We start from the raw sequence: 25,130 nt of genomic DNA on the forward strand, positions 1-25,130 counted from the left end.
AGGAGATTTAGATGAGTTTATATGATAGAAACTATATCGAGAATGAAGCTAGCAATAGCTACTCGCAAAGCGAGAGTCTGCAAAGTAGCAGAAGCGAATTTATCAAAAAAACATATCAATTTTTAGCTGCATCTCTACTTGCAGCCACAGCTGGTGCATATGTTGGTATGAGTATGGGTGTTGGACCTTCTTTGTGGATGCTTATTTTAGAAATAGGTCTTTTAGTAGGTTTAATGTTTGCTAAGAAAAATCCAACTTTGGCAGTAGTTTTGCTTTTTGCATTTACATTTGTTTCTGGCTTTACACTAGCACCAACGCTAAATTTTTACCTTGCCGCTGGAATGGGTTCAGTTATAACTCAAGCTTTTTTGCTTACAACAGTTGCTTTTGGTGGACTTAGTATTTTTGCATTTAATACAAAAAAAGATTTTAGCTCAATGGGCAAAATGTTATTTATAACCCTTATTGTAGTGCTTGTTGCTATGATTATAAATATTTTCATGCAAAGCCCTATGCTTCAAATAGTCATAGCCTCTGTTTGTGCTATATTATTTAGTGCTTATATACTTTATGATACACAAAACATTATAAGAGGAAACTATGATTCTCCTATACTTGGTGCAGTTGCATTATATCTTGATATCATAAATCTTTTTGTTGCACTTCTTCAAATTTTAGGTATATTTAATAACAATGACTAAAAAATTAAATAAGTTGGAATTTTATACTCCAACTTATTTTAATCACAAAAAAGTTTAACCATAATTTTATTAAAAATATTATATAATTTACCCCTTAATTTTATATATTTAAGGATTATTTAGTGGAAACTATACTACTTATTTTTCAATTTGTAATAGTTATAATTCTAACCATAACAGTATTACTACAAAAAAGCTCTTCTATAGGACTTGGTGCATATAGTGGAAGCAATGAAAGTCTTTTTGGTGCAAAAGGTCCAGCAGGATTTTTGGCTAAATTTACTTTTTTTCTTGGCGTTCTTTTTATCATAAACACACTTGCTTTAGGCTATATGTATAATAAAACTTCAAATAAATCAGTTTTAGATAAAATTGATAGCAAAAATATTGTTATCCCACAAAAAAATATCGAAAATAACTCTAGCTTTATACCAGCAGTACCTGCAAATTCAGTGCCGGCAACACCAAAAGATATAAATCAAACTAAGTAAAACTATGCGTTATATATGTGTATTGCTGTTTTTTATAAATTTTATTTATGGCGATGCACATATTTTTAATTACCATAGATTTGATGATTATATATATCAAAATACCAATATAAGCACAAAAAAGCTTATACAAAACTTTGAATACTTAAAAAAACATAATTACGAAGTAGTACCACTTGAAAAACTGCTTCTTGCTATAAATAGCGGTCAGCCAGTCCCTGATAATTGGGTTGTACTTACAATAGACGATGGTTATAAAAGTTTTTATAACAACGGTCTTGAAATTTTTAAAAAATACAACTATCCATTTACTTTATTTATCTATATAAAAGCTATAGAAAACAATTATGGCGACTTTTTGACAAAAGATATGATAAAAGAGATATCTAAATTTGGGGATATACAGTTACATGGATATTCTCATGTAAATTTGGTAAATATGAGTAATGACGAGATAAAAAAAGATTTTACTAAAGCAATTAATTTTTTTGAAAAAAATCTAGGGTACAAGCCAAAATGTATATCATATCCATATGGATATTATAGCAATAGGGTTAATCAAATAGCAAAAGAAAATGGGTTTGAGTGTATATTAACTCAAAATTATGGAGCTGTCTTTTCTCAAACAAAAAATATTATATTAGATAGATCATCTTTTAATAATGAAACAAAACAAGATGTAATGCTAGCCATAGAATACTTGGATGTAAATTGGACAAAACCGCTAAATTTTCCACAAAATGGTTTTATAGACGATATAAAAGCTAATTTAAAGGATAAAAATATAAAAAAGCAAAACTTTTTATAAGTGGATATGGTTGGAAAGATGTTGATATAATAGACGGTATGCTAAATTTCGCATTAAATAAACCTATAAAAAAAGATAAATTTAAAATAATATTAAAAGCAGGCAAAAAAGAAAATACAAACTTCATCATAAAGGATAAATATGTTAAATGAAATTTATGAAAATCAAAAAAATCTTAGTGATAAAGCTATAGATGCTTTAAAAAAAGATTTTCACACACTAAGAACGGGTAAAGTCAACATAAGTATAGTTGATGGAATTTTTGTTGATTACTATGGTAATCCAACACCATTAAATCAGGTAGCTACAGTTTTAGCAACAGATGCGACAACAATAACAATAACTCCATGGGAAAAACCTATGTTAAAAACTATAACAGCTGCAATACAGGGCGCAAATATAGGAGTAAATCCAAATAATGACGGAGAATGCGTAAAATTATTTTTCCCTCCTATGACAAAAGAAGAGCGTGAAAAAAACGCAAAACAAGCAAAAGCCATGGGCGAAAAAGCAAAAATTAGTATTAGAAATATAAGAAAAGACGCAAATGATGATATAAAAAAACTAGAAAAAGAAAAATCAGTTCCAGAAGATGGGATTAAAAAAGCATATGATGAAGTCCAAAAGATAACAGATAACTATTCAAATAAGATTGATTCTTTAGTTAAAGATAAAGAAAGCGAGCTTTTAAAGGTATAAGTTATGGATATAAAGCAAATTTATCAAGATTGTGGTGCATTCTTGCAAGGACATTTTTTATTAACTAGCGGAAATCACTCTGAGTTTTATCTTCAAAGTGCGAAAGTGCTTGAAAATCCTATACTTGCAGGTAAATTAGCTGATGAACTTTTTTTGATAATAAAAAAATATGGTATAGAATTTGACTCAGTTTGCTCTCCCGCAATTGGTGGTATTTTGGCAGGATATGAACTGGCAAGATCTGGTAAAAAAAGATTTATTTTCACTGAAAGAGTTGAAAAAGTTATGTGCCTAAGAAGAGGCTTTGAGGTAAAAAAAGGCGAAAAATTTATCATATGCGAAGATATCGTCACAACTGGCGGCTCAGCACTAGAAAGTGCAAAAATTATAGAAAATCTTGGTGGTATTGTTGTTGGATTCGCAGCTTTAGCAAATCGTGGATTTTGTGAAGTTACAAATTTAAAAAACAAAAGAAAAGATAGTTGTAAACTACCATTTGATAAGCCATTTTTTACTCTTGGAAATTTTGAGTTTGAAATTTATGAACCACAAAATTGCCCTTTATGCAAAAATGGTAGTATTGCTATAAAACCCGGTAGTCGCGGAAACTAAGTGCCTAAAACAAAAGTTATTGTAGCAAGCCCAATAGATAGGATAAAAGCATTTTTTATAGATATGTTTTTGATATCAATGCCGATTTTATACATAACTGCTTATATTTTTTTAGATGGAAAAGACTCTTTTAGACAAAATCAACTTGCCATATCAATTGATTGGGCCATATATGGTATCATAATATCTATTTTTTTTGCAAAATCAGCTCAATCTCCTGGATATAGAGCACAAAATATCTATCTTATAGATACAATCAGTGGAAAAAAGGTATCTTTTTTAAAATCCATTTTTAGATATATTTGTTTTTTAATATCAGGAATGAGTATTATTGGGCTTTTAATATGCTTTTTTAGAAAAGATAAACTATGTCTGCACGACTTACTAAGCAAAAGTATAGTTGTTACAAAAAAATCATAATTTTATATTAAGAGTTTATTCATCTTATTTTGATAAAATTTTTTGAATTTTAATTTTATAGGAGAAAAAATGTCTACAGTTAAATTTCAAGGCTCAACAGTTAATTTGCAAGGTGAAAATATTAGCGTTGGCGATATGGCTCCAGTTGTTGAAGTAGTTGGTCAAGATTTAAAGCCGATAAAAATTGGCGGATCAAGCGATAAAGTACAAGTTTTGATAGCCGTTCCTTCTTTAGATACTGGTGTTTGTGCTACCGAAACAAGAAAATTTAATCAAAATGCAGCAAATCAAGAAGGTGTAAAATTAACAGTTATATCAATGGATCTTCCTTTTGCTATGGGTAGATTTTGTTCAACTGAAGGTATAGAAAATCTAACCGTTGGAAGTGATTTTAGAAATAAAGATTTTGCAAATTCATATGGCATTTTAATGAAAGATGGTCCATTAGCCGGACTTTGTGCTAGGGCAATATTTGTAGTTGGGAAAGATGGTAAAATAATTCACAAAGAGTTAGTTTCAGAAGTTACAACAGAGCCTGATTATGAAGCTGTCAAAAAATCTTTAAATGGAAGCTGCGGTTGCGGTTGCAGCAACTAATATGACAAATCCCCATATTTAGGGGATTTATTCAAAAAAAGTTTCTTTATGTATATTTGTAAAAGCTGTCTTTAGACTAGTAAAAAATTTTGGATTTTCTTTTTCTAAATTTGAAAGAAGTTGTTTTGTTTCATATCTTGCGTGTGGCATTTTTACATCAAATCTCATAGCAGGACAAGCCTCGTCTCCTATAACTTGAAGTGAATTTCTAATAGCATTATCTCTAAGCTGCCTCTCTCTTACTTCTATAAGCGGTCTTATGAGCACTAAACCATTTTTGGCTGTGTATTTTGGAGCAAGAGTTCTTAAAGCACCATTGTATGTAAAATTCATAAAAAAACTCTCTGTTGCATCATCAAAATGATGAGCAATTGCAAGTTTATTGTATCCGCCATTTAATGCATAAGTATAAAGATGTCCTCTTCTCATTCTTGAAAAAAAACTACAAAAGCTTGAATTTTTGCGTATTTTATCTTTTGAAATTTCAAATATAGAACTATCTATAATCTCATGATCAATACCATGCTCTTTACAATGATTTATAAGATATGAAAAATCCTCGCCCATTCCATAGCTTAGCGTTACGGCTTTAAATTCCCATTTTACTGGACTAACACTACAAAAATGCTTCATTATATGAGCTAATGCTAAACTATCTTTGCCACCACTTAATCCAAGTAAAATTTTATCTCCGTCTTCAAACATACTGTATTTTGCATTTGTTCTACCGACTTGCCTCAAAAGATTTTTTGAAATTTCAATCATATCATATCAACCATTTTTAAAATAAAATCTGCGCTATTTTTCGCACTCTCAACTAAAAATTTATCAAAATCAAATTCAGCTCCACCGCTAGCTTCATCACTTATAGCACGAAGTATAAAAAATGGTATCCCAAGAGATACACAAACAAGAGCAACTGAAGCACCCTCCATCTCTACTGCATCGGCTTTAAATGTTTCTTTTATCCACTCTTTTCTTTCTTTACTGCATACAAACTGATCCCCGCTTGCTATAATTCCACTCATTAAATTTATCCCAAGTTTCCTAGCAACATCATTTGCTAGTGCATTTAGTCTAACATCACTTTTAGAAAAAATATCGATTCCTGGAACATATCCATATGGATGGCCAAAAGCCGTTATATCCAAATCATGCTGAACAAGTGATGTAGCATAAAGTATATCGCCTATTTTCAAATTTTCATTTAAAGCTCCTGCAACACCTGTAAAAAACAAAATTTCAGCCCCAAATTTCTCTATCATTATGGTTGCACTCAGAGATGAATTTACTTTGCCTATTTTAGAATAAGCAATAATTAATTCGTGATTTTTATAGTTTGCTATATAAAATTTATTATTACCATGAGAAATTACATCATATTTAAGCGTTTGCAATAATGGAAAAATTTCCTCCTCCATTGCTCCAAGAATGGCTATTTTCACTTATCTCTCCTCCATTGTTTTACAAAACTCATCAAGCGATTTTATATCAAAAATAGCATAAGTTTGTTTTTGTGTGATTTTTTTATTCATTCCTTTTAAAATACTAGATCCAATTTCTACAAAAAAATCTACTTCGTTTTCTATATTTTTTATACTTTGTTTGTATAAAACAGGTTTTACTAATTGCTCTTTTAGCAAAACAAGGGCTTCATTTTTTGTATCATAAGGCTTAGAGCTGACATTTGAAATAACTTTTAAAAAACTATCTTTTATGATTGGTTCTATCTCATTTACTAATTTATCACAAGCTAAATTTAAAATTGGACAATGACTAGCAACACTCATATTTAAAAGCATTACCCTTTTTGCTCCAGCTTCCTTAAAAATAGCCTCAGCATTTGCAAGGTCTTTTTTTAATCCAGCTATTACTATTTGCCCATCACAATTATAATTAGCTGCCCAAATTTGGGCACCTTTAGACCTAGCATTATCGCAAATTTGCTCTACCTTTTCATCATCTAAACCTAAAACAACCATCATTGAGGCATTTTTACCAAAACAAGCTTCTTGCATAAATTTGCCACGCAAATTTACTAACCTTACAACATCTCTTAGTTCTATTGCGTCATTTGCACCAAGAGCAGCAAATTCTCCTAAAGAATGCCCCAAGCTAAGACTTTGTTTTAAATTTAGTCGCTCTTGCAAAGCAAGTAGTATCATAAATGAATTGAGTACAATAGCAGGTTGTGTAAATTCGCTTATATTTAAATTTTCATTTTCACTAAAAAGCAATTTTTTAAAATCTATCTTACATAAATCACTACTAGTGTCTAAAAGTTCTCTTGCTGCACTAAATTCTTCATATATATCAAAGCCCATTCCTGGTTTTTGAGAGCCTTGTCCTGGGAAAATAAATCCTATTTTTTCCATAAAAATACCTAAAATTATTTATCGTGTTTATGTCCGCCGCAGCACTCATGATCTTTTTCATGATGGTGACCACCGCAGCATTCGTGCTCATGATGATGTCCGCCGCCACAACATTTGTGATCTTTTTCATGGCTATGTCCACCACAAGAACAAACATGGGCATTAGCAACATTACCTGTTAAAATTTCATCCTCTGTAGCATCTCTAATATCAGTAATTTTTACATTAAATTCTAAATCCTTGCCAGCGTATGGATGATTAAAATCAACTATCACTGTTTTTTCGCCTATATTTTTTACAATAACTCTAGCAGTTGTCCCATCTTCTCCCTCTCCAAAAAGCTCCATGCCTTCATGTAAATCTATACCAGCAAATTGCTCTTTATCTATCTCTTGAAGCGCTTTATCATCATATTCCCCAGCTGCGTCAACTGCTTTTATGTTTATAAGCTTTTCTTCGCCTATATCCATTTTACAAACTTCTTTTTCTAAAGCCTCTATAATATGACCTCTGCCTGTAAGAAATGATATCTCTTGATGATTAAAATTGGATTCTAAAATATCTTTTGTATTTGCATCTTTTAATTCATAAAACATTGATATTACTTTGTTTTGCATATTTTCTCCTAATAAATTTGTATGATTGTAGCATATTATAAATAACAAATTTATAAACAATAATTAAAAGATAATGAAAGTTTTATTAAAAATTATAAAAATTAAATTTAAATGTTTTACTAAAACAACTTCTTTATAGCTGTTTTAGTAAATTTTGTATTTTAATGAAGCATTTCTATATATGAAATTGCACCAAGTCCAGCTATAGCACCATCACTTGCAGCACATACAACTTGACGAGGAGCATCTATTCTGATATCACCGGCAGCAAACAGACCTTCAACAGATGTTTTCATTTTCAAATCTACTATAACTTCGTTATTTTTACTTATATCACATAGATAAGATCCATCAGTTTGCTTTAAAACATCATTATTTACATTAAGCCCAACAAAGGTAAAAATACCAGGAACTTTTATATCTCTAGTTTTTCCATCATTAAATTTAACAATGACATCTGTAACACCGCTTTTATCGCCTTTTATCTCATCAACAACGCCATTTAAAACCAACTCTATCTTTTGATTTTTCTTTACTTTTTGAACAGTAACTGGTGCGGCTCTAAAAGCATCTCTTCTATGAACTAGATAAACTTTTGAGCATATATTTGCTAAGTAAAGTGCTTCTTCTAATGCCGTATCTCCGCCACCAACTACAACAACTTCTTTATTTTTATAAAAAAAACCATCGCAAGTTGCACATGTGCTTACACCTTTTCCAAAAAACTCATCTTCGCCCTTACAACCAACTTTTTTAGGAACAGCACCAGTACAAACGATCACTGTTTTAGCTTTTACTTCTTTATTACCTTCTAAAATAACGCTAAATGTTTTATCATTATTTTTAATCACTCTTTCAACTAAAGCCATTTCATGTTTTAATCCAAAACGCTTAGATTGTTCTATCCAAGGTGCCATAAAGTCCATTCCATTTTGAACTTGTGCGACTCCTGGATAATTCTCTAGCTCAGAACTGGATGTTATCTGACCTCCAGGCATTCCTTTGTCAAACATAACAACATTTTTTAGCCCACCTCGAGTTGCATAGAGTCCTGCACTAAGCCCAGCTGGTCCTCCGCCAATAATTGCTAAATCAAGCATGTCTAAAAACCTAAATTACAATAGTGCGTTTAGCTTATCGCTTAAAGCTTGTTTTGATTGTGCCCCTATAACTTGATCTTTTAATTCACCATCTTTGAAAAATAGTATTGTAGGAATTGATCTTATGCCATATTGAGCAGCCAAATCTTGAGCTTCATCAGTATTTACTTTACAAACTTTTGCTTTTCCTTCAAAATCAGCAGCCAACTCTTCGATAACTGGAGCAAGCATCCTGCAAGGTCCGCACCACGGAGCCCAAAAATCAACTAAAGCAACACCACTTTTTACTTCATCAAAATTTGAAGCATCTAATTCTATGTATTTTCCCATTATTTTCTCCTAAATTTATTTGTATGCCATTATACTAAAAAAATATTAAATCAAACACTAACATTTTGTATAAAATCTAGTTGATTTTTCTGTATTATTATCACATCAACTTGAAAATCATTAGAAATATTATGTTTTTGAATATATAAATTTATAGCTTTTAAAATTTTATTGTATTTACTTTTAGTAATGCGATATAAAACTTCATAGTTGCCAGCTGTAGCTTTTACCTCAATAAAATGATAAATATCATCTTTTTTAGCGATTATATCTATCTCACCAACTTTTGTTTTATAATTTCTACAGATTATATCAAAAGACTCATTTTTTAAAAAACTAACAGCCTTATCTTCACTATCAAAACCAAAAATATACTCTTTTAGTCCCAAGCTAACTTTCTATCCTAATCATAAATGGTTTGGCTTTTATATAGTTTTCTTTTTCTAAAATTGAAAAAACTTTTTTAACATCTCTTTCCAAACTAGTATGAGTTATAAAAAATAGCGTTGCCACATCTTCATCTTCTTTTTTTGGCTTTTGTAAAAATGTATCTATTGAGAGATTGTTTTGGCTCATAATGTTTGTTATTTTTGCTAAAACACCGATATTATCCTCAACTTTTAATCTAAAATAATATTTCGTTCTTATATCATTACTATCTATAAGTTTTAAATTTACACCCTCTAGAGATTTTTTATACCCAAGCATAGGTCTTGAGCTATTTGTAGCTATATCTATAAGATCACTTATAACTGCACTTGCAGTTGCCTTTCCACCAGCTCCTGGACCATAATACATAGTCTCTCCAACAACATCTCCAAAAACACTAACACCATTCATAACGCCATCAACTTTAGCAATCATATTGTTTTTATCAATTAAAGCTGGGTGAACTCTAAGCTCAACATTGTAGCCATTTCTTTTTGCAACACAGATCAACTTTATTACAAACTCAAACTCATTTGCAAAATAAATATCATCAAGAGTTATATTTTCTATACCCTCTATCAAAATATCTTCTGGATCACCATGAACTCCATAAGCAATGCTTGCTAGTATCAAAAGCTTGTGAGCTGCGTCAAACCCACCTATATCAAAAGTTGGATCTGCTTCTGCGTATCCTAATTCTTGTGCTTTTTTAAGAATTTGATCAAAATGCACGCTCTTTTGCATCATATTTGTAAGTATATAATTACTAGTTCCATTCATTATGCCTACAATTTTTTGTATATGATTAGCACTAAGCCCTTCTCTTAAAACTTTTATAATAGGTATCCCGCCAGCAACACTAGCCTCATAACCAAAATGAGTATCTCCTGCTAAATTTTGAAGCTTATATCTGTGATAAGCAAGCATTGCTTTATTTGCTGTAACCACTGGCTTTTTGTTTTTTAAAATTTTACTTATTATATTATAAGGCTCATCTATACCACCCATTAATTCCACAAAAACATCTATATCATCTCTGGCTACAACAGCATTTAAGTCATCACTCAAAGGTATATTTACATTTCTTTTTTTATCTAAATTTTTAACTACACCGATAACAGGAGTGATTTCAACTCCTGCTCTAGCAGATATAACTTGCTTATTTTTTATAAGAGTATTGGCAACCTCACAGCCAACCGTTCCAACACCAAGTATTGCTATATTCATAGAAGTTCTTTAAAATATTTTTTTACATTTCTTGCAGCTTGACGAATTCTATTTTCATTTTCTATAAGTGCAATTCTAACATAATCATCGCCAGCTACACCAAAACCAATCCCAGGACTTACTGCAACTCCTGCTTTTGTAATAAGTTCTTTTGAAAATTCCATACTTTTTAAATTAAGATTTTTAGGGATTTTTGCCCATACAAACATAGATGCTCTAGGTTTTTGCATACTCCAACCAGCATTATCAAACGCTTCAAGTAAAACATCTCTTCTTTTTATATATTGTTCTCTTAACTCTTCAACACAATCTTGTGGTCCATCAAGAGCCACAGTTGCAGCAACCTGAATAGGCGTAAACATACCATAATCTAGCCATGATTTTATTTTTTTAAGAGCAGCAACTAATTTTTTATTTCCACAAATAAATCCGACTCTCCAACCTGCCATATTATAAGTTTTTGAAAGAGTGTAAGCCTCAACTGCAACATCTTTAGCACCATCAACCTCAAAAATAGAAGGAGCTTTATATCCATCAAATGCAAGTTCAGCATATGCAATATCACTAATTACATAAAATCTCTCTTTTTTAGCCATAGCCACAAGTCTTTCGTAGAAACTTTTTTCAACAGTGACAGTAGTTGGATTATGAGGAAAATTTACAACAACATATTTTGGTTTTGGTATACTTTCATCAAAAGTTTTTTGCAAATCTTGAAAAAATTTATCTTCATCAAGCTTCAAATCATCCGTATAAATAAGAGGCATTTTAGCAACATTACCACCAGCAATTATAAATGCTTGAGTGTGTATAGGATAAGCAGGATCTGGCACAACTGCAACATCGCCTGGATTAATTATTGCAGTAACTAGATGCACAAAGCCCTCTTTGCTTCCCATAGTAGCTACTATCTCAGTTTGTGGGTCTAAATCAACATTATAACTTCTTTTATACCAGTTTGAACAAGCCAATCTAAGCTTATAAATTCCCTGACTAACAGAATATCCATGAGTTTTATCCTTCAACGCACTTTCGCAAAGTTTTTGAACAATGTGATCAGGTGTTCTGCCAGAAGGATTTCCCATAGAAAAATCTATAATATCCTCGCCATTTCTACGAGCAGCCATCTTGATTTCATTAACTTCAGCAAAAACATAGTTTGGAAGTCTTTCTATTCTATTAAAACGAATTTCATCAAACATATTTTTTCCTTTTATTATCTTGAATGAATATAAATATTTAATCCACGCTTTATATTTTCTAAATTTTTTGCATCGCTTATAACTATATAATAAGCATTTTGCGGTATTGGTAAAGTAAATGACCTAAGAGGCTTATCTCTTGTTTGAGAAGATATCAAATTCATATCTTTATCTAAAATTCTTACATTAACAAACCAGTTATCTCCTGGTTTTGCCATTATTTCTATGCTTTGAGAATTTCTTATATCAACCACATAATCTTCAAGTGGTCTTTGGAGTTCGATTAATTTATTTTTTTCATATTGATTAGTTTGCAAAATACTTTTTGATAAACTTAAAGAATACAGATAATATCCATTGCTTGTTTTGCTATCTAATATGATAATATTGCGTTTTTTTAGCTCATTTAACAAAGCTGTTCCATCAAAAGGATGATTAGTTTCTAAAAAAACTTCTAAAACCGAACCATTTTGTGAGTTTTGAAAATTTTTGATTAAAACAAAACTATATCCTAGACTTTCTAAGCTGTCATTAATTTGTCTTGCAAACAGCGGCGTTGCTTTAGTATCTAGCGTAAATCTAATCGTAACATCGGTTGCATAAGCATAGATAGACAAAAATAAAATGCTTACAAAAAAAATGAACTTTTTTACCACGCTTTGCCTTTGTTCATAATCATAAATTCATCAACACTAATAGACTTAAACTCTCCATCTTTAACTAAAAATCTAGTAGAAACGCTAGTACCCGATGGTCTGTTTTCGCCATCAATATCAATACTAAAATTGCCATGTCCTGTTAAAATAAGTTGTGATTTGCTCATATCTACTTCATAATCTTTATTTGTAGTAATCGTTTTTTTAGCACCATTATCAAGATTTATTGTGCCTATCCAAATGGATGTTTTTGGTTTTATAATAACTTTTTGCATTTTACTTGAAATCATACTAGAAAAAGAACTATTTTTATCTAAATTTGATATATTTTCATCTTTTTTTATGCTATTTTCTATAGAATTTAAAGATATATTTTCATCCAAATTTACTAAAGTGGAGCTATTTTCATCAAAAATTGTTAAATTTTCATCAACTAAACTAGCATTTACTTCAATTATATTTTTCGTATTATTATCATCTATGATATTTTTTTCTACATCTTCTACAACTTTTGAATCAGAATAAACAACACTTCTATTTTCATCATTTAACATATTTGGTATCATACTTAGATATTTCGCGGCATCAAAAAACCATGCCAAAAACACAACCAAAATAACTATAAAAATCATTAAAGAAGCTGAGTTAGACTTATCTTTTTGCCTATATGCTGGAATTTTTGGAGAAACAAAAGGTGTTTTAGATATATCTTCAGTATTTGCAAGAGAGTATTCTTCATACTCTTTCATCCAACTTTCAAAATCTATATCATACTCTCTAGACAAGATTTTCACATAACCTTTAACATTTTTCCTACATAAAGCTTGAAAATCTTTTTCCATAATTGCTTCTAAGTATTTTAACTCAATATGAGTTTTTCTAGCTACCTCTTTTAGACCTATTTCTTTTAACATATTTATGTTATTCATTCATAATCCTATAGCATATTATTGCAAAAGCTGCACTTACATTTAAAGAATCAAAACTATTTTTCATACAAATCCCAATGCATTTATCAGATTTTGATATAACTTTTTTTGGAATTCCCTCACCTTCACTCCCCATAATCAGCGCTGTTTTTGTTTCAAATTTAATATTTTTAACATCTTCTCCGCCACTTGCAGTCGAATAAACACTAAATCCACTCTGTTTTAACTCGTTTATAAAACTAAGTCCATCTTTACAAATACAAATAGGTATTTCATAAGCTGCACCACTACTTGTCCTAATAACGCCTTCCATGGCTACACTTTTTGATACTATCACAACAGCTTGCATACCAAGAGCATAAGCAGTTCTTATGATAGCACCTATATTTCCAACATCACTAAGTCCGTATAAAATCACTATCTTATCAAATTTTTTAACTTCTGATATATCACAAAAAACAAAATCCTCAACTTCAGCCAAAAAGCCTTGATGATTCCCGCCTCTAGCTAATGCTTGAGCTTTTTTAAAATCTGCTCTTTTTACTTCTAAATTTGCTTTAATTATTTGATTAAAGATAGCTTTATCGCACTCTTTTGCCAAATAAACACATTTTATTATATCTTTTTTATTGCTTAAAATATGTAAAAAAAGCTGTTTTCCATAAATAATCATAGATTAAATATTACCTAAAAATGTGTAAAAAATAGCTTATTTTATTATTTTTTCATAGATTTTTTTTGCGTTTTCGCCAGTTATTTTAGAAAGAAGTTTTGCTTTGATTTTTGGAGCTATATCAAGACTTAAAATATCATCTTGAGTTATGTTTGAATGCGTAATATTATCACTACCTTTTACAACAATACACCATTCGCCTTTTAAATTTGCATTTTTTAAATCATTTAGCAAATTTATAGAAATATCTTTAAATTTGGTTTCAAATTTTTTTGTGGCTTCTTTGATAGCGAAAATTTCTCTATTTGGATCTATTTTTGATATATCTTCAATAAGTGGGAAAATTCTTTGCGGAGATTCATATATAACGCTTGGATAAGGTAAATTTAATGTATTTTGTAAAGCGACAATTCTATTTCTTGATGTATTTGGTAAAAAACCTATAAATATCCATTCTTTTTCAACCATACCGCTCGCCACAACAGCTAAAAGAGCGGCATTTGAGCCGCTTATCACTTCATAAGGTATAGAATTTTTTTGAGCAAATTTAACAAGTTCAATTCCAGGATCACTAATGCATGGCATTCCAGCATCACTTACATAGACACAAATTTTGTCAAATATATCAATATTTACATTTCTAAAAAACTCATCACTATTATGCGTATGAAGTGAATAAAATTTATCAGGAGAGATGGAAATTTGATATTTTTGATTTAGTAAATTGATTAAAGATTTGCTAACACGAGTATCTTCGCAGATTAAAATCTCACACCTTTTCAAAATATCCAAAGCGTGAGATGAAATGTCATCTAAATTGCCTATTGGAGTAGGGACAAAATAGAGCATTATTTCATGTTATATTTTTTCTTAAATTTATCAACTCTACCAGCAGAATCAACTATCTTCTCACTGCCTGTAAAGAATGGATGACAAGCCGAACAAATATCTACTCTCATCTCACTTTTATTTGACATAGTAGTAAAGCTGTTTCCACAAGCACAAGTAACTTTGCATTCAACATATTCAGGGTGTATTTCTTTTTTCATTACATAATTTCCTTCAGGTATCATTTTTTGAAAGCTTTTATTATATAATAAATTTAATAAAAAATCAAATTTATAAAAGTAGCTTTCCTACAATGCCTATAGTAGCAGTTTGTGAACGCAAAATTAAATTTGAATTTAGAGAATAACTTTTTGGAATTTTTTCTATATCATTTTTTGAAAAACCGCCTTCTGGACCGATAAATAGTATCTCGTTTATATCTTTTTGCAAATTTAGACTTTTTCCATTAAAATCAATCCTTGCAATATTTTTATATTTTTCAAGCATTTTTTCAATACTAGGATAAATTTCTATTTCTAAAGGCGAATTTCTACCACATTGCTCACAAGATGATATCAAAATTCTCTCGCATCTGTTTATGTCAAATTTGAAATTTTTTTGAGAAAATTCAGCATAAACCAAAATAAGCTTTTTTAACCCCATTTCATTTAAATACGGCAAAGTTTTTTCTACTATTTTTATATCAACTATACTCCAAGCTATGCTTAGATTTGATACTAAATTTGAAACTTTTTGAGATCTTTTTAAATTTAAAAGTATATTTTTTTTGGAAATTTGAGAAATTTCATAAACATAATTTAATTCATCTTTTAAATTTCTAATGTTTATTTCATCGCCAATCTTTACTCTTCTTGCTTTTAGATGTAAAAATTGATCGTCTTTTATAATTATACTATCATTAGAAGCATCATTTGAGTATAAAAACTGCATTAAATCACACTCGCAAATAATATTATTAAAAAATCTAAACAGACTTTTATATTTGCCTTTTTTCTAAACTCGATAAAACTTTTTGTTTTTATTGTTTTTTTTAAAATTTTAAACTCATAAACCCCAAGTCCAATAAGTACAAAAACGGATAAAATCATAATATAAGAATTATAGCTGATATCAAATTTAAGCACAGAAGCCATGTTAAAACCACTTAAAGCTACAAGCGTAAGAATTGTGTAGTAAAATGGAAAAAAATTGCGAAGCCTAATGGCGTATCTGACATCGCCCACTTTATAATTTATAAGCAAAAAATGAACAAATACGGCGACTAAAATCACGCAAACAAAAACAATATGCATTTTATAGCTTGTAATATAAAAAAGCTCCATTACTGCTCTGCTACTGGCTCTGGTGGACTTTGCAAATCGATATTTGGCTTATTTTCATTAATGCCAATTGGAACATCATTTGGCGGATCTGTAAAATTTCTATCCACAATTTCCTTTGGCTCATCGCTACAAGCAGTTAAAAAAAACATAAACATAAAAAATAAAAATATTTTTCTCATTTAGCACTCTTTTTTGGTTTGTATCATTTTACCAGCTTTAATCTTTTCAAACAATAATTTATCTTCCCATTCATCTATTATATCTGGCGAAAATTTAATCTCTTCAAGTTCTATTTTACCCATATTTTCATTATATGCATCATCTCTAAAACATTGCGCGTAGCTAGTTGCAGTTTCGTGAACTATAATGCTATAAAGTTTAACATTTTTCTCTCCATTATTCATCAAACTCAGCGATAAAAGTTTGTCAATTAGCACAAAAAATATCCTGCAAAACTGCTCTGCGCTTGGATTTTGCGGTATTTCTATCCATCTTTTTGAATGCTTTTTCATATCCTTTATATAATTTTCATCATCTTTGCTATAAAGTGTAGTTGCATGATCAAAGCTATCTATAATAGTTTTTATGCCATCTTTCATTAATCCAAAATCATAAACCATACCAGCGTTATCTAAAAAATTTGAATCAAGCAAAACCTCACATTTATAAGAATGCCCGTGTATACTTGTCTTGCATCTTTTTGAACTACAAAATCTTACAATGTGAGCATTTTCAAAATCAAATATCTTTCTTATTATCATTAAACTCCCTCTTTATCATTCCATAGTCTGATATGAAGCCTGTCTGTGTAATTATACCCATTTTTTATACAAAAATCACAAACTTTGGCTGCGTTTGAAATAATCTCGGTTTGTGTTGCACCCATTGGCATGCAATAAACTTCATTTGGCACAATGTCTAAAATTTCTTTTATCTCTTTACTTAAATTTGATATATCCTTTGCGTTTAAAACAAATTTATAAAAACTATCTTTTGCGTTTTTATTTATAGCTCTAAGAGCATCTAAATTTATACGATTTTGCATGATTTCTCCGCTATTTGATAGCTTTATGCTTACACAAAAAATACAATTTTTTAAAAAGCTAAATTTATCAAAATCAACAAAAACACTGCCATTTGTCTCAAAATGCACCTCAAATTTATGATTAAGAAGATAATTTATAAATTCGCAAAAAATATCATTTTTATGATGAATTAAAGGTTCGCCACCAGTTATTACTACGATAGGTTTTAAATTTATTGGAATTTTTGCAACACTTAGGCTTAGGAGTTCTTGTAAATTTGAAATATTTTGATATGAAAAATGCGAAGTTTCAACAGCTTTTATAGTATCACAACCTACCAAAATTTCACTTGTTTTTGGGGATTTTAAATTTACACCAAAACCTCTACATCTAAGATTACACCCAGCAAATCTTACAAAAAGTGCATATTTGCCAGAGTATTTACCCTCGCCTTGGATACTTATAAAACTCTCAACTAATCTTAACATTAACCGCCCGTCTCGTAAAAAGCTCGATTTGAAATTTCATTAGTATCTTCGCCCCATCTATTTTTTTCTGGCTTATTATTTATAACATTTCGCAAAATTTCGCTAGCAGCAGCTATATCTCCATCTTTAACAGATTTTTTTATACTAAGTGCATCATCAAAATACAAACAAGGTATAAGTAAGCCCTCAGCGCTTAATCTAATACGATTACAGCTTTGACAAAAGTCGTGTTTATGAGGTGCAATTATACCAAACTTATAACCATCTTCTAGTTCAAAAAGCGAAGATGGTGAATTTGGCTCTTTTTGAAGTTCTTTTATGAAATGTTTTTTAGAAATTATATTTAAAATATCATTTTTATCTAAACCTTTTATTTCGTTGCTTCCGTGCGTATTTTCCATATATTCTATAAATCTTATTTGAGCATTTTTTGATTTAGCAAAATTGATTAAATCAATCAATTCATCATCATTTATTCCTTTTAATGCAACTGTATTTAACTTGATTTTAAAACCATTTTCAACTCCAGCTTCTATGCCTTTCAAAACATTGCCTAATATATCTTTTTGTGATATAAATTTAGCTTTCTTGGGATTTAGTGTGTCAAGCGAAATATTTAGTCTTTTTAATCCAGCACTTTTAAGTAAGGCTGCTTTATCTTTTAAAAAATACCCATTTGTAGTCATTGCAAGATCAAGTCCTTTTTTATAGTCATTTATCATAGCTATAAATTTATCCACATCTTGCCTTATAAGAGGTTCGCCACCTGTTATTCTTATCTTATCAATACCCTCATCTATAGCGACTTTTACAAACAAAAACAACTCTTCAAAACTAAGCAAATTCTCTTTTGGCTGCCACTCAAATGGATTTGTAGGCATACAATATTTGCATCTAAAATTACACCTTTCAGTAACCGAAACTCTTAGATAATTTATTTTTCTTCCATATTTGTCTATCATAATTTTCCTAATTTATGTACGCAAAAGACCTCTGATTTTTAGTATCAAATTTACTTTACCTACACTTAATTGTAAATCTTTCGCAATACTTTCAACGCTTAATCCGTTATTATAAAGTGATACTATTTTTTCTTCATCGCTTCCATTATTTGGTGGAGAAATTTTAGTTATACTTTTTGTTCTTTCTTCAAGATCATAAATTCTATCTTGTTGTTCTGATTGAAAATTTTCTATAGCTTGTTCTATATTTTGTATAGAGTTAATCACAGGTATGATTTTATCATTTATCTCAGATTGTATTTTTAATGCAAGTTTTTCTTCTATATTTTGTAAATCTTCAGTTTCTTTAGGCAATGAAGCGGTTATTTCTAAAGTTTGAAGTTGTTTTTTTATAGCATGATTTTCTTTCATTAAACTATCTAAAATTTTTTCGTATTTTGAAAATTTTCTAGTCATTTCAGAATCTTTCATATAAGAAAGTGCTATAACTATTAGCAAAACAACGCCAAATGCTATAAATGCTATGATTTCTATCATAAAAGGCCTTTCATTTCGCGTATTAACTCTCGCTCTCTTTGAGAGACATAACTATCCCAATCTTTTTCATCACTAAAGCTCATTTTATCAATGCTAGCTATACTTTTACTTTTTGCTATAAATACTACAGGAACTTCCCTTTTAGGAAATACTGGCAAAAATATTCTGCCATAATATTTATTATTTATATCAAATTTTTCATCTTTTATCTTAAAATATCCGTATCCAATAGAAATTATATGGCTTTTGTTGCTTAAATTTAAATAAGTATCAGCGTGATTTCCATCTAATTTTTTATAAAGCATATCTACCTTTTTATGCAATTCTACAATAAGACTTAGCAAAATTTTATCAGTTTCATCAGCATTACCATTTGCTTTTTGATGTCTAATCCACTCATTTATAGAATCAACACTATCTTTTGATAAGGTATCAAATTCTTCCATAAATTCTATTTCATTTTTTTCAAATTTATCAAATTTAATGTCTAAAAAGGCATCCACTAATCTTACATCGTCCATAAATCTATCCAAATAAAAACAAACAACATTATGCCAAGATATCCATTTAATGTGAAAAACGCTTTATCTATCTTGCTAAAATCTTTTCTCACAATTTGATGCTCTTTAAACAATATAAAAGCACTCAAAATGATACCAAAATACGCCCATCCACCAAGATTAGCAGACCATGCAAATAATAACCAAAATATAATAGTTATAAAGTGAAACATAGCAGATATAAACATAGAAGCCTCTACACCATATCTTGATGGTATGCTAAAAAGTCCGGTTTTTTTGTCATAATCAATATCTTGAAGTGAATAAAGCACATCAAATCCAGCAACCCAAAATGATACACCAAAACAAAGCAAAACACTCCAAAGTGGTATATCAGCACTTACAGCAACAACCCCAGCAATAGGTGCTAATCCTTCACAAAGCCCCAAAACCACATGAGCAAGCGAACTAAATCGTTTAAAAAATGAATATCCACCAAGTGCTATAAGTATAGGAAAAGAGAGTTTAAAAGCTAAATCATTTATGAAATATGCTATAAAAATAAAAGCAAAAGCGTTAAAAATTATAAAAATAATTAAATTTTTTTTGCCAATTCTGCCATCAACACTTGGTCTATTTGCACATCTAGGATTTGGTTTATCTATATCCTCATCAAGATATCTATTTGTAGCCATCGCAAAATTTCTTGCAGTAACCGCACAAAGTGTACCTAATATAAAAAGTTTTATACCAAACCACATTGTGCCATTATCTATCTTAGAAGCCACTATCATTGACATAAAAATGAATGGTAACACAAATACAGAGTGCTTAAAAACTATAAGCTCATTAATATCTTTTAAAACTTGCATAAATTTATTCATATTTTACCTAGTGTCAAAATTTAGTAATTTTATTATATTTAGCTTAATATTTAGTTAAAAACTTCGGTTTTTTTGGTATGAAAATATATTAAATTTTTTAAATTTGTAAATTTTGAAGCAATAATTAGCATAATTTATAAATTTATAAGCTTATGTTTGATAGAATCATCAATTCTATTTATGTTGTGTCAAGGTAGCTCAGCTGGTTAGAGCGCTGGTCTCATAAGCCGGAGGTCGAGAGTTCAAGTCTCTCTCTTGACACCATTTACTCTATTTTAATTTAAAGTAGTAACTTTAAATTTAGCTCTTTTTTTCTAGTCAATAAATTGTTTTTAAAAATACCTAAAATATAAATATCGTCTTTTAAAATTTCAAATGGTATTACATAACCTTTAAAAATTAATTTTCTTATATTTTTATCATCTTTTATATTTTGGATAAGCTAACGGATAATATGGAATATTTTCAAGTTTTAGAAATAAATCATCACTAAATTTTAAGGCTCTGTTTATGCTATCTTTTTTTATAAAGTCTGTTATGTTTTCTAGCTCGCCATAAAACTGCTCTGTATAAACTAGCAAATTTAAAGCCCTAAAATGTGATTTTTGATATTTTGTTTTACTTCATCGTGACTTAAAAGTTTAGCCATTTTATTGTGTATAGCTTCGCTTCTTTTTTTCACTTCGTTGTAAATTTCATCATCACTTAAAATTGGTAAATTATGTTCTAAATTATCGCCTAAATACTCATTTATATTTAAGTCTTGGTTTTGTTCTTTTGCTAAGTTTTTAAGTATTTTTATGGCTTCATCTAAAAAGCTTTGATATTGTAAATAAAGGGCTCCATTTATGACTAACTGACTTGCAAAAATATGCTGCTAAGTGTTAATAGCTAAGCAATACAAAAAATAAATTTAAACCACCAAATAACTTTTCTAAATTTATATACTATGTTGTATAAAAAATTTATTTGTTTTAAAATAAATTAAAATCTTAATAGTAAATTAGCAATAAAGCAAATAAAATATCTAAACCGTAAGATTATAAAATACTCATAAATTTAACAAATAATCTTAAAAAATTATATTAATTAATATATTTTATATTTTTCTATATAAATTTTAATTTTTATTTACAAAATCCCTTAATTTAGTATATTAAATATATTTATAAAAAAACCTTTAAAATATAACTTTTTTATTCTTATTGATAATTTATATCGTTTAACTCTAAATTTGTTTAAGTAAGTTTAAACTTCACAAATGATATAATCCAAAATCACAATTTTGAGGTTACATAATGAAAAAAATTTTAAAAAGAGATGGAAAAGAAGAGCTATTTTTATCATATAAGATAGAAGATGCTATAAAAAAAGCATTTGAAAGTGAAAATGAAGAGTATGATAACAAAGTATTTTACGGCGTTATCGATGAAATAGCATCAAAAGAGATAACAGCAGTTGAAGATATACAAGATTTGATAGAAAAAAAGCTATTTGAACGCAAACATTTCAATGTTTTAAAAAGTTTTATGCTATATCGCCATACTCATAAAATGCAAAGAGAGCAAATTTTAGGATTAAATGAAGATACAACATACATAAACTCAACTCAAACCATAAACGAATATATAGGAAAACATGATTGGAGAATTTTAGCAAATTCAAATGCAAGCTACTCAAACGCAGGACTTATAAACAACACCGCTGGAAAAGTTATAGCAAACTACTGGCTTGATAGTGTTTATAGCAAAGAGGAAGGATTAGCACATAGAAATGGGGATTATCATATCCACGATTTAGACTGCCTAACTGGGTATTGTGCGGGATGGAGCTTAAGAGCGTTGTTAAATGAAGGTTTTAATGGGGTTAGAGGAAGGGTTGAAAGCAGAGCACCTCATCATTTTAGAGAAGCGCTTTATCAAATGGCAAATTTTCTTGGAATTTTACAAAGCGAATGGGCAGGAGCACAAGCATTTTCAAGTTTTGATACATATCTTGCACCTTATGTTTTTAGAGATAATTTAACAGATAGAGAGATAAAAAAAGCTATTACTAGTTTTGTTTTCAATCTAAATGTACCGGCAAGATGGGGGCAAAGTCCATTTACAAATGTTACGATAGATTTAACCTGCCCAGATGACTTAAAAGATCAAATTCCAACAAGCCAAAACGAACATCTTTTTAAAGACTTAGACGATGAAATTCTTATAAAAAAGGCAAAAGAACGCGGCAGAGATAAATTAATCGATATGACTTATGGCGATTTTCAAAGCGAAATGGATCGCATAAACATAGCATTTTACGAGGTTTTAACAAAAGGAGATAAATGCTCTCAACCTTTTACCTTTCCAATACCAACTGTAAATTTAACACAAGATTTTGACTGGAATAGCCCAGTGGCTAAAGTATTGTTTGAAAATACCGCCAAAATGGGCTCAAGTTACTTTCAAAATTTCATAGGAAGTCAGTATATCATAGATGAAAATGGAAACAAAATAGAAAATGAAAAAGCCTATAAACCAGGTGCAGTCCGCTCAATGTGTTGCAGACTTCAACTTGATTTAAGAGAACTACTAAAAAGAGGTGGCGGACTTTTTGGCTCAGCTGAAATGACTGGATCAATTGGCGTTGTAACGATAAATTTAGCCCGTCTTGGTTATCTTTATAAAAATGATAAAAAGGCACTTTATGAAAATTTAGATAAACTTTTAGAACTTGCAAAAAGCACTCTTGAGAAAAAACGTAAATTTATAAAAGAAATGTATGATAGAGGACTTTATCCATACACAGCAAGATATCTTAAAAATTTCAACAACCATTTTAGCACCATAGGCATAAATGGTGCAAATGAAATGATAAGAAATTTTAGCAATGATAAAGAAAACATTACAACTAAATTTGGAGTTAAATTTGCCATTGAACTTATAGAACATTTAAGAGACAAAATACGCTCTTTTCAAGAAAGCACTGGAAATCTTTATAATCTCGAAGCAACCCCTGCTGAGGGCACAACTTATCGATTTGCAAAAGAAGATAAAAAAAGATACGATGATATATTGCAAGCTGGAAGTGGCGATAACATTTATTATACAAACTCAACACAACTTCCTGCGTATTTTGGAGACGATCCGTTTGAAGCACTTGATTTGCAAGATGAACTTCAATCAAGCTACACAGGCGGAACCGTTTTTCACTTATATATGAAAGAAAAGTTAAGTTCGGCTGAGGCTTGCAAAATGCTTGTGAAAAATATAGTAACAAATTACAAACTTCCTTATATTACAATAACCCCGATATTTAGCGTTTGTCATAAGCACGGATATATTTCTGGAGAGCATGAATACTGTCCATATTGCGATGAAGAGTTACTAAATGAATATAAAAAAAATCAAAAAGGAGCATAAAATGGAATTTCCAAAAGAGTTAGAATCAAAAAGAACAAAATGTGTAGTTTACACAAGAGTTATGGGATATTTAAGACCAGTTGAGAGCTTTAATTTAGGTAAAAAAGGAGAGCATAAAGAGCGTGTTCAGTTTGTAGAAAAATGCGATAAAAAGGAACAAAAAACAGCATAAATTATGAATCAAATTTATGAAATTACTAAATTTACCACAACAGACTATCAAGACGAGCTTGCTTGTATAGTTTGGTTTAGTGGATGTAATATGCGTTGTATCTATTGCTACAATATAGATGCGGTTTTAAATCAAGGCAAAATAACAAATGATGAGTTTTTAAATTTCTTAAAATCAAGAGTTGGAAAATTAAGTGGCGTTGTATTTAGTGGCGGCGAATGCACACTTTGTAGAGATTTTTTAACTCTTTGTAGAAATGTTAAAAGCCTAGGTTATAAGCTTAAAGTTGATACAAACGGCACAAATACAGACATCATAAAACAAGCCTTGGATGAAAATCTTATAGATTACATTGCACTTGATTTTAAAGCACACATTAATAAATTTAAAAAAATTACAAAATCAAATTTATATTATAAATTTGAACAAACACTACAATATCTCATAAAAATTGACTTTAAATTTGAAGTTAGAACGACAATTCATACTGATTTTATAAATGAAAATGATATTTCTAAAATGGCACAATATCTTGAAAATTTAGGATATAAAAATAACTATTATTTACAAAACTTTTTACAAACAAATCATAATTTTACCGAAATTACACCACAAAAAAGAGTTATAGACAAAAACAAAATACTCACAAAATTAAACATAGTATTGCGAAATTTTTAATACACGCTATGATATAATTTTAAAAATATTTTTAAAAGGAGAAAATGAATGAAAAAAATTTTAGTTTTTTTATTCGCAGCTATAATTACTCTAAACGCAGGAGTTAAACAATTAGATATGGAACCATCTAATATAACAGAGGATATGCAGATAATAGACACCAGAACACCAGCTGAATGGAAAGATACTGGAACTATAAAAGGTGCTTATAAAATCTCTCTTACAAAAGATGATAAAAAAACCATAGATGAAAACTTTATAGAAAAAGTAAAAGCTAGTGGGATAAATTTATCTAGACCAATCTATGTGATTTGTAAAAGTGGTAGAAGAGGCGAAATAGCAGCTAAATTACTACAAGAAAATGGTATAAACGATGTAACAAATTTAAAAGGCGGTATGGATAAACTTATATCTCACGGATACAAAACGGTTAAAGAATAAAC

35 protein-coding genes and 1 tRNA gene are annotated in these 25,130 nt (G+C 29.6%); 12 read left to right on the forward strand and 24 right to left on the reverse strand.

The window, feature by feature from the left end:
• The first annotated feature begins 11 nt into the window (after nt 1–11).
• The 7 genes from CSPB_RS07045 to tpx all read left to right on the forward strand — a co-directional run bounded on the left by CSPB_RS07045 (nt 12) and on the right by tpx (nt 4,328).
• Complete coding sequence (locus tag CSPB_RS07045; RefSeq protein WP_089193700.1) at nt 12–701, forward strand: Bax inhibitor-1/YccA family protein; 690 nt, start codon at nt 12–14, stop codon at nt 699–701.
• Nucleotides 702–823: 122 nt separating this feature from the next.
• Entirely contained in the window at nt 824–1,192 is a 369-nt protein-coding gene (gene secG / locus CSPB_RS07050; RefSeq protein ID WP_089193701.1) for a preprotein translocase subunit SecG, read from the forward strand.
• 4 nt (nt 1,193–1,196) lie between these two features.
• Nucleotides 1,197–2,000, forward strand: a complete 804-nt coding sequence (locus CSPB_RS07055; RefSeq protein ID WP_089193702.1) for a polysaccharide deacetylase family protein — start codon at nt 1,197–1,199, stop codon at nt 1,998–2,000.
• Between the two features lie 141 nt (nt 2,001–2,141).
• Nucleotides 2,142–2,699 carry a ribosome recycling factor gene (gene frr / locus CSPB_RS07060; protein WP_089193703.1) on the forward strand — a complete coding sequence of 186 codons (558 nt, stop codon included), beginning with the start codon at nt 2,142–2,144 and terminating at the stop codon, nt 2,697–2,699.
• Between the two features lie 3 nt (nt 2,700–2,702).
• Entirely contained in the window at nt 2,703–3,311 is a 609-nt protein-coding gene (gene pyrE, locus CSPB_RS07065; RefSeq protein ID WP_033916304.1) for an orotate phosphoribosyltransferase, read from the forward strand.
• Nucleotides 3,312–3,731 carry an RDD family protein gene (locus tag CSPB_RS07070; protein WP_089193704.1) on the forward strand — a complete coding sequence of 140 codons (420 nt, stop codon included), beginning with the start codon at nt 3,312–3,314 and terminating at the stop codon, nt 3,729–3,731.
• Nucleotides 3,732–3,800: 69 nt separating this feature from the next.
• On the forward strand, nt 3,801–4,328 hold the full coding sequence (gene tpx, locus CSPB_RS07075) for a thiol peroxidase (RefSeq protein ID WP_089193705.1): 528 nt from the start codon (nt 3,801–3,803) through the stop codon (nt 4,326–4,328).
• Nucleotides 4,329–4,355: 27 nt separating this feature from the next.
• Here tpx and CSPB_RS07080 read toward each other — a convergent pair whose 3' ends face one another.
• The 23 genes from CSPB_RS07080 to mqnP form a co-directional block, all read right to left on the reverse strand.
• Nucleotides 4,356–5,093 carry a tRNA 2-thiocytidine biosynthesis TtcA family protein gene (locus tag CSPB_RS07080; protein ID WP_089193706.1) on the reverse strand — a complete coding sequence of 246 codons (738 nt, stop codon included), beginning with the start codon at nt 5,091–5,093 and terminating at the stop codon, nt 4,356–4,358.
• Entirely contained in the window at nt 5,090–5,773 is a 684-nt protein-coding gene (locus CSPB_RS07085; RefSeq protein WP_089193707.1) for a 5'-methylthioadenosine/adenosylhomocysteine nucleosidase, read from the reverse strand. The genes CSPB_RS07080 and CSPB_RS07085 overlap by 4 nt, the downstream gene beginning before the upstream one ends.
• The gene (fabD, locus tag CSPB_RS07090; RefSeq protein WP_033916309.1) at nt 5,774–6,703 is read right to left on the reverse strand and encodes an ACP S-malonyltransferase; all 930 of its coding nucleotides are present in this window, start codon (nt 6,701–6,703) and stop codon (nt 5,774–5,776) included.
• A 14-nt stretch (nt 6,704–6,717) separates the two neighbouring features.
• Nucleotides 6,718–7,320: an FKBP-type peptidyl-prolyl cis-trans isomerase gene (locus CSPB_RS07095; RefSeq protein ID WP_033916310.1), complete on the reverse strand. Its 603-nt coding sequence runs from the start codon at nt 7,318–7,320 to the stop codon at nt 6,718–6,720.
• 161 nt (nt 7,321–7,481) lie between these two features.
• Nucleotides 7,482–8,420, reverse strand: a complete 939-nt coding sequence (trxB, locus tag CSPB_RS07100; RefSeq protein WP_089193708.1) for a thioredoxin-disulfide reductase — start codon at nt 8,418–8,420, stop codon at nt 7,482–7,484.
• A 15-nt stretch (nt 8,421–8,435) separates the two neighbouring features.
• Entirely contained in the window at nt 8,436–8,750 is a 315-nt protein-coding gene (trxA, locus tag CSPB_RS07105; protein ID WP_033916312.1) for a thioredoxin, read from the reverse strand.
• 50 nt (nt 8,751–8,800) lie between these two features.
• Entirely contained in the window at nt 8,801–9,139 is a 339-nt protein-coding gene (locus CSPB_RS07110; RefSeq protein ID WP_033916313.1) for a YraN family protein, read from the reverse strand.
• A 1-nt stretch (nt 9,140) separates the two neighbouring features.
• Nucleotides 9,141–10,406 (reverse strand): homoserine dehydrogenase, encoded by a 1,266-nt coding sequence (locus CSPB_RS07115; protein WP_089193709.1) that lies wholly within the window; start codon nt 10,404–10,406, stop codon nt 9,141–9,143.
• Entirely contained in the window at nt 10,403–11,608 is a 1,206-nt protein-coding gene (locus tag CSPB_RS07120) for an LL-diaminopimelate aminotransferase (protein WP_089193710.1), read from the reverse strand. Before CSPB_RS07120 ends, CSPB_RS07115 begins: the two co-directional genes overlap by 4 nt.
• Nucleotides 11,609–11,622: 14 nt before the next feature.
• Nucleotides 11,623–12,264: a hypothetical protein gene (locus tag CSPB_RS07125; protein ID WP_089188590.1), complete on the reverse strand. Its 642-nt coding sequence runs from the start codon at nt 12,262–12,264 to the stop codon at nt 11,623–11,625.
• Nucleotides 12,258–13,193 (reverse strand): helix-turn-helix domain-containing protein, encoded by a 936-nt coding sequence (locus CSPB_RS07130; RefSeq protein ID WP_089193711.1) that lies wholly within the window; start codon nt 13,191–13,193, stop codon nt 12,258–12,260. Before CSPB_RS07130 ends, CSPB_RS07125 begins: the two co-directional genes overlap by 7 nt.
• Nucleotides 13,186–13,866 (reverse strand): 23S rRNA (guanosine(2251)-2'-O)-methyltransferase RlmB, encoded by a 681-nt coding sequence (gene rlmB, locus CSPB_RS07135; protein WP_089193712.1) that lies wholly within the window; start codon nt 13,864–13,866, stop codon nt 13,186–13,188. The genes CSPB_RS07130 and rlmB overlap by 8 nt, the downstream gene beginning before the upstream one ends.
• A gap of 36 nt (nt 13,867–13,902) precedes the next feature.
• On the reverse strand, nt 13,903–14,715 hold the full coding sequence (rsmI, locus tag CSPB_RS07140) for a 16S rRNA (cytidine(1402)-2'-O)-methyltransferase (RefSeq protein ID WP_089193713.1): 813 nt from the start codon (nt 14,713–14,715) through the stop codon (nt 13,903–13,905).
• Nucleotides 14,715–14,915, reverse strand: a complete 201-nt coding sequence (gene rpmE, locus CSPB_RS07145) for a 50S ribosomal protein L31 (protein WP_033916318.1) — start codon at nt 14,913–14,915, stop codon at nt 14,715–14,717. Before rpmE ends, rsmI begins: the two co-directional genes overlap by 1 nt.
• 70 nt (nt 14,916–14,985) lie before the next feature.
• Complete coding sequence (locus CSPB_RS07150) at nt 14,986–15,645, reverse strand: 16S rRNA (uracil(1498)-N(3))-methyltransferase (protein WP_089193714.1); 660 nt, start codon at nt 15,643–15,645, stop codon at nt 14,986–14,988.
• Nucleotides 15,645–16,007, reverse strand: coding sequence for a hypothetical protein (locus tag CSPB_RS07155; protein WP_151899146.1), 363 nt, complete (start codon nt 16,005–16,007; stop codon nt 15,645–15,647). Before CSPB_RS07155 ends, CSPB_RS07150 begins: the two co-directional genes overlap by 1 nt.
• A 29-nt stretch (nt 16,008–16,036) precedes the next feature.
• Nucleotides 16,037–16,216: a lipoprotein gene (locus CSPB_RS07160; protein ID WP_033916321.1), complete on the reverse strand. Its 180-nt coding sequence runs from the start codon at nt 16,214–16,216 to the stop codon at nt 16,037–16,039.
• Entirely contained in the window at nt 16,217–16,798 is a 582-nt protein-coding gene (locus CSPB_RS07165; RefSeq protein WP_089193716.1) for a 6-pyruvoyl trahydropterin synthase family protein, read from the reverse strand.
• Complete coding sequence (locus CSPB_RS07170; protein ID WP_089193717.1) at nt 16,798–17,550, reverse strand: 7-carboxy-7-deazaguanine synthase QueE; 753 nt, start codon at nt 17,548–17,550, stop codon at nt 16,798–16,800. Before CSPB_RS07170 ends, CSPB_RS07165 begins: the two co-directional genes overlap by 1 nt.
• Entirely contained in the window at nt 17,550–18,515 is a 966-nt protein-coding gene (moaA, locus tag CSPB_RS07175) for a GTP 3',8-cyclase MoaA (RefSeq protein ID WP_089193718.1), read from the reverse strand. The genes CSPB_RS07170 and moaA overlap by 1 nt, the downstream gene beginning before the upstream one ends.
• A 9-nt stretch (nt 18,516–18,524) precedes the next feature.
• Complete coding sequence (locus CSPB_RS07180; protein WP_089193719.1) at nt 18,525–19,049, reverse strand: hypothetical protein; 525 nt, start codon at nt 19,047–19,049, stop codon at nt 18,525–18,527.
• Nucleotides 19,046–19,570 carry a hypothetical protein gene (locus CSPB_RS07185; RefSeq protein ID WP_089193720.1) on the reverse strand — a complete coding sequence of 175 codons (525 nt, stop codon included), beginning with the start codon at nt 19,568–19,570 and terminating at the stop codon, nt 19,046–19,048. The genes CSPB_RS07180 and CSPB_RS07185 overlap by 4 nt, the downstream gene beginning before the upstream one ends.
• The gene (gene mqnP, locus CSPB_RS07190; protein ID WP_033916326.1) at nt 19,558–20,433 is read right to left on the reverse strand and encodes a menaquinone biosynthesis prenyltransferase MqnP; all 876 of its coding nucleotides are present in this window, start codon (nt 20,431–20,433) and stop codon (nt 19,558–19,560) included. The genes CSPB_RS07185 and mqnP overlap by 13 nt, the downstream gene beginning before the upstream one ends.
• Before the next feature lie 187 nt (nt 20,434–20,620).
• On the opposite strand from mqnP, the gene CSPB_RS07195 reads away from it, so the two are divergent.
• Nucleotides 20,621–20,697, forward strand: a tRNA-Met gene (locus CSPB_RS07195).
• 155 nt (nt 20,698–20,852) lie between these two features.
• Here CSPB_RS07195 and CSPB_RS08870 read toward each other — a convergent pair.
• Nucleotides 20,853–21,014: a hypothetical protein gene (locus CSPB_RS08870; protein WP_227484163.1), complete on the reverse strand. Its 162-nt coding sequence runs from the start codon at nt 21,012–21,014 to the stop codon at nt 20,853–20,855.
• 717 nt (nt 21,015–21,731) lie between these two features.
• Here CSPB_RS08870 and CSPB_RS07205 point away from each other — a divergent pair.
• The 4 genes from CSPB_RS07205 to CSPB_RS07215 are packed head-to-tail and all read left to right on the forward strand — an operon-like array spanning nt 21,732 to nt 25,128.
• Nucleotides 21,732–23,837, forward strand: a complete 2,106-nt coding sequence (locus CSPB_RS07205) for a ribonucleoside triphosphate reductase (protein ID WP_089193721.1) — start codon at nt 21,732–21,734, stop codon at nt 23,835–23,837.
• 1 nt (nt 23,838) lies between these two features.
• On the forward strand, nt 23,839–24,009 hold the full coding sequence (nrdD, locus tag CSPB_RS08890) for an anaerobic ribonucleoside-triphosphate reductase (RefSeq protein WP_033916329.1): 171 nt from the start codon (nt 23,839–23,841) through the stop codon (nt 24,007–24,009).
• Nucleotides 24,010–24,012: 3 nt separating this feature from the next.
• A complete protein-coding gene (locus tag CSPB_RS07210; RefSeq protein WP_033916330.1) occupies nt 24,013–24,687 on the forward strand; it encodes an anaerobic ribonucleoside-triphosphate reductase activating protein in 675 nt (224 codons plus the stop codon).
• 48 nt (nt 24,688–24,735) lie between these two features.
• The gene (locus CSPB_RS07215; protein ID WP_089193722.1) at nt 24,736–25,128 is read left to right on the forward strand and encodes a rhodanese-like domain-containing protein; all 393 of its coding nucleotides are present in this window, start codon (nt 24,736–24,738) and stop codon (nt 25,126–25,128) included.
• The last annotated feature ends 2 nt before the right edge of the window (nt 25,129–25,130 follow it).

Origin of the sequence: Campylobacter sputorum (genome assembly GCF_002220775.1) — a bacterium.
Lineage (GTDB): Bacteria > Campylobacterota > Campylobacteria > Campylobacterales > Campylobacteraceae > Campylobacter_F > Campylobacter_F bovis.

What these genes read in the sequence shown, in the direction of transcription:
- CSPB_RS07045 (WP_089193700.1), top strand. Translation starts at nt 12, where the DNA reads ATGAGTTTATATGATAGAAACTATATCGAGAATGAAGCTAGCAATAGC.
- CSPB_RS07055 (WP_089193702.1), top strand. Translation starts at nt 1,197, where the DNA reads ATGCGTTATATATGTGTATTGCTGTTTTTTATAAATTTTATTTATGGC.
- frr (WP_089193703.1), top strand. Translation starts at nt 2,142, where the DNA reads ATGTTAAATGAAATTTATGAAAATCAAAAAAATCTTAGTGATAAAGCT.
- pyrE (WP_033916304.1), top strand. Translation starts at nt 2,703, where the DNA reads ATGGATATAAAGCAAATTTATCAAGATTGTGGTGCATTCTTGCAAGGA.
- tpx (WP_089193705.1), top strand. Translation starts at nt 3,801, where the DNA reads ATGTCTACAGTTAAATTTCAAGGCTCAACAGTTAATTTGCAAGGTGAA.
- CSPB_RS07080 (WP_089193706.1), bottom strand. Translation starts at nt 5,093, where the DNA reads ATGATTGAAATTTCAAAAAATCTTTTGAGGCAAGTCGGTAGAACAAAT.
- fabD (WP_033916309.1), bottom strand. Translation starts at nt 6,703, where the DNA reads ATGGAAAAAATAGGATTTATTTTCCCAGGACAAGGCTCTCAAAAACCA.
- CSPB_RS07095 (WP_033916310.1), bottom strand. Translation starts at nt 7,320, where the DNA reads ATGCAAAACAAAGTAATATCAATGTTTTATGAATTAAAAGATGCAAAT.
- trxB (WP_089193708.1), bottom strand. Translation starts at nt 8,420, where the DNA reads ATGCTTGATTTAGCAATTATTGGCGGAGGACCAGCTGGGCTTAGTGCA.
- trxA (WP_033916312.1), bottom strand. Translation starts at nt 8,750, where the DNA reads ATGGGAAAATACATAGAATTAGATGCTTCAAATTTTGATGAAGTAAAA.
- CSPB_RS07115 (WP_089193709.1), bottom strand. Translation starts at nt 10,406, where the DNA reads ATGAATATAGCAATACTTGGTGTTGGAACGGTTGGCTGTGAGGTTGCC.
- CSPB_RS07120 (WP_089193710.1), bottom strand. Translation starts at nt 11,608, where the DNA reads ATGTTTGATGAAATTCGTTTTAATAGAATAGAAAGACTTCCAAACTAT.
- CSPB_RS07130 (WP_089193711.1), bottom strand. Translation starts at nt 13,193, where the DNA reads ATGAATAACATAAATATGTTAAAAGAAATAGGTCTAAAAGAGGTAGCT.
- rlmB (WP_089193712.1), bottom strand. Translation starts at nt 13,866, where the DNA reads ATGATTATTTATGGAAAACAGCTTTTTTTACATATTTTAAGCAATAAA.
- rsmI (WP_089193713.1), bottom strand. Translation starts at nt 14,715, where the DNA reads ATGCTCTATTTTGTCCCTACTCCAATAGGCAATTTAGATGACATTTCA.
- rpmE (WP_033916318.1), bottom strand. Translation starts at nt 14,915, where the DNA reads ATGAAAAAAGAAATACACCCTGAATATGTTGAATGCAAAGTTACTTGT.
- CSPB_RS07150 (WP_089193714.1), bottom strand. Translation starts at nt 15,645, where the DNA reads ATGCAGTTTTTATACTCAAATGATGCTTCTAATGATAGTATAATTATA.
- CSPB_RS07155 (WP_151899146.1), bottom strand. Translation starts at nt 16,007, where the DNA reads ATGCATATTGTTTTTGTTTGCGTGATTTTAGTCGCCGTATTTGTTCAT.
- CSPB_RS07160 (WP_033916321.1), bottom strand. Translation starts at nt 16,216, where the DNA reads ATGAGAAAAATATTTTTATTTTTTATGTTTATGTTTTTTTTAACTGCT.
- CSPB_RS07165 (WP_089193716.1), bottom strand. Translation starts at nt 16,798, where the DNA reads ATGATAATAAGAAAGATATTTGATTTTGAAAATGCTCACATTGTAAGA.
- CSPB_RS07170 (WP_089193717.1), bottom strand. Translation starts at nt 17,550, where the DNA reads ATGTTAAGATTAGTTGAGAGTTTTATAAGTATCCAAGGCGAGGGTAAA.
- CSPB_RS07180 (WP_089193719.1), bottom strand. Translation starts at nt 19,049, where the DNA reads ATGATAGAAATCATAGCATTTATAGCATTTGGCGTTGTTTTGCTAATA.
- CSPB_RS07185 (WP_089193720.1), bottom strand. Translation starts at nt 19,570, where the DNA reads ATGGACGATGTAAGATTAGTGGATGCCTTTTTAGACATTAAATTTGAT.
- mqnP (WP_033916326.1), bottom strand. Translation starts at nt 20,433, where the DNA reads ATGAATAAATTTATGCAAGTTTTAAAAGATATTAATGAGCTTATAGTT.
- CSPB_RS07205 (WP_089193721.1), top strand. Translation starts at nt 21,732, where the DNA reads ATGAAAAAAATTTTAAAAAGAGATGGAAAAGAAGAGCTATTTTTATCA.
- nrdD (WP_033916329.1), top strand. Translation starts at nt 23,839, where the DNA reads ATGGAATTTCCAAAAGAGTTAGAATCAAAAAGAACAAAATGTGTAGTT.
- CSPB_RS07210 (WP_033916330.1), top strand. Translation starts at nt 24,013, where the DNA reads ATGAATCAAATTTATGAAATTACTAAATTTACCACAACAGACTATCAA.
- CSPB_RS07215 (WP_089193722.1), top strand. Translation starts at nt 24,736, where the DNA reads ATGAAAAAAATTTTAGTTTTTTTATTCGCAGCTATAATTACTCTAAAC.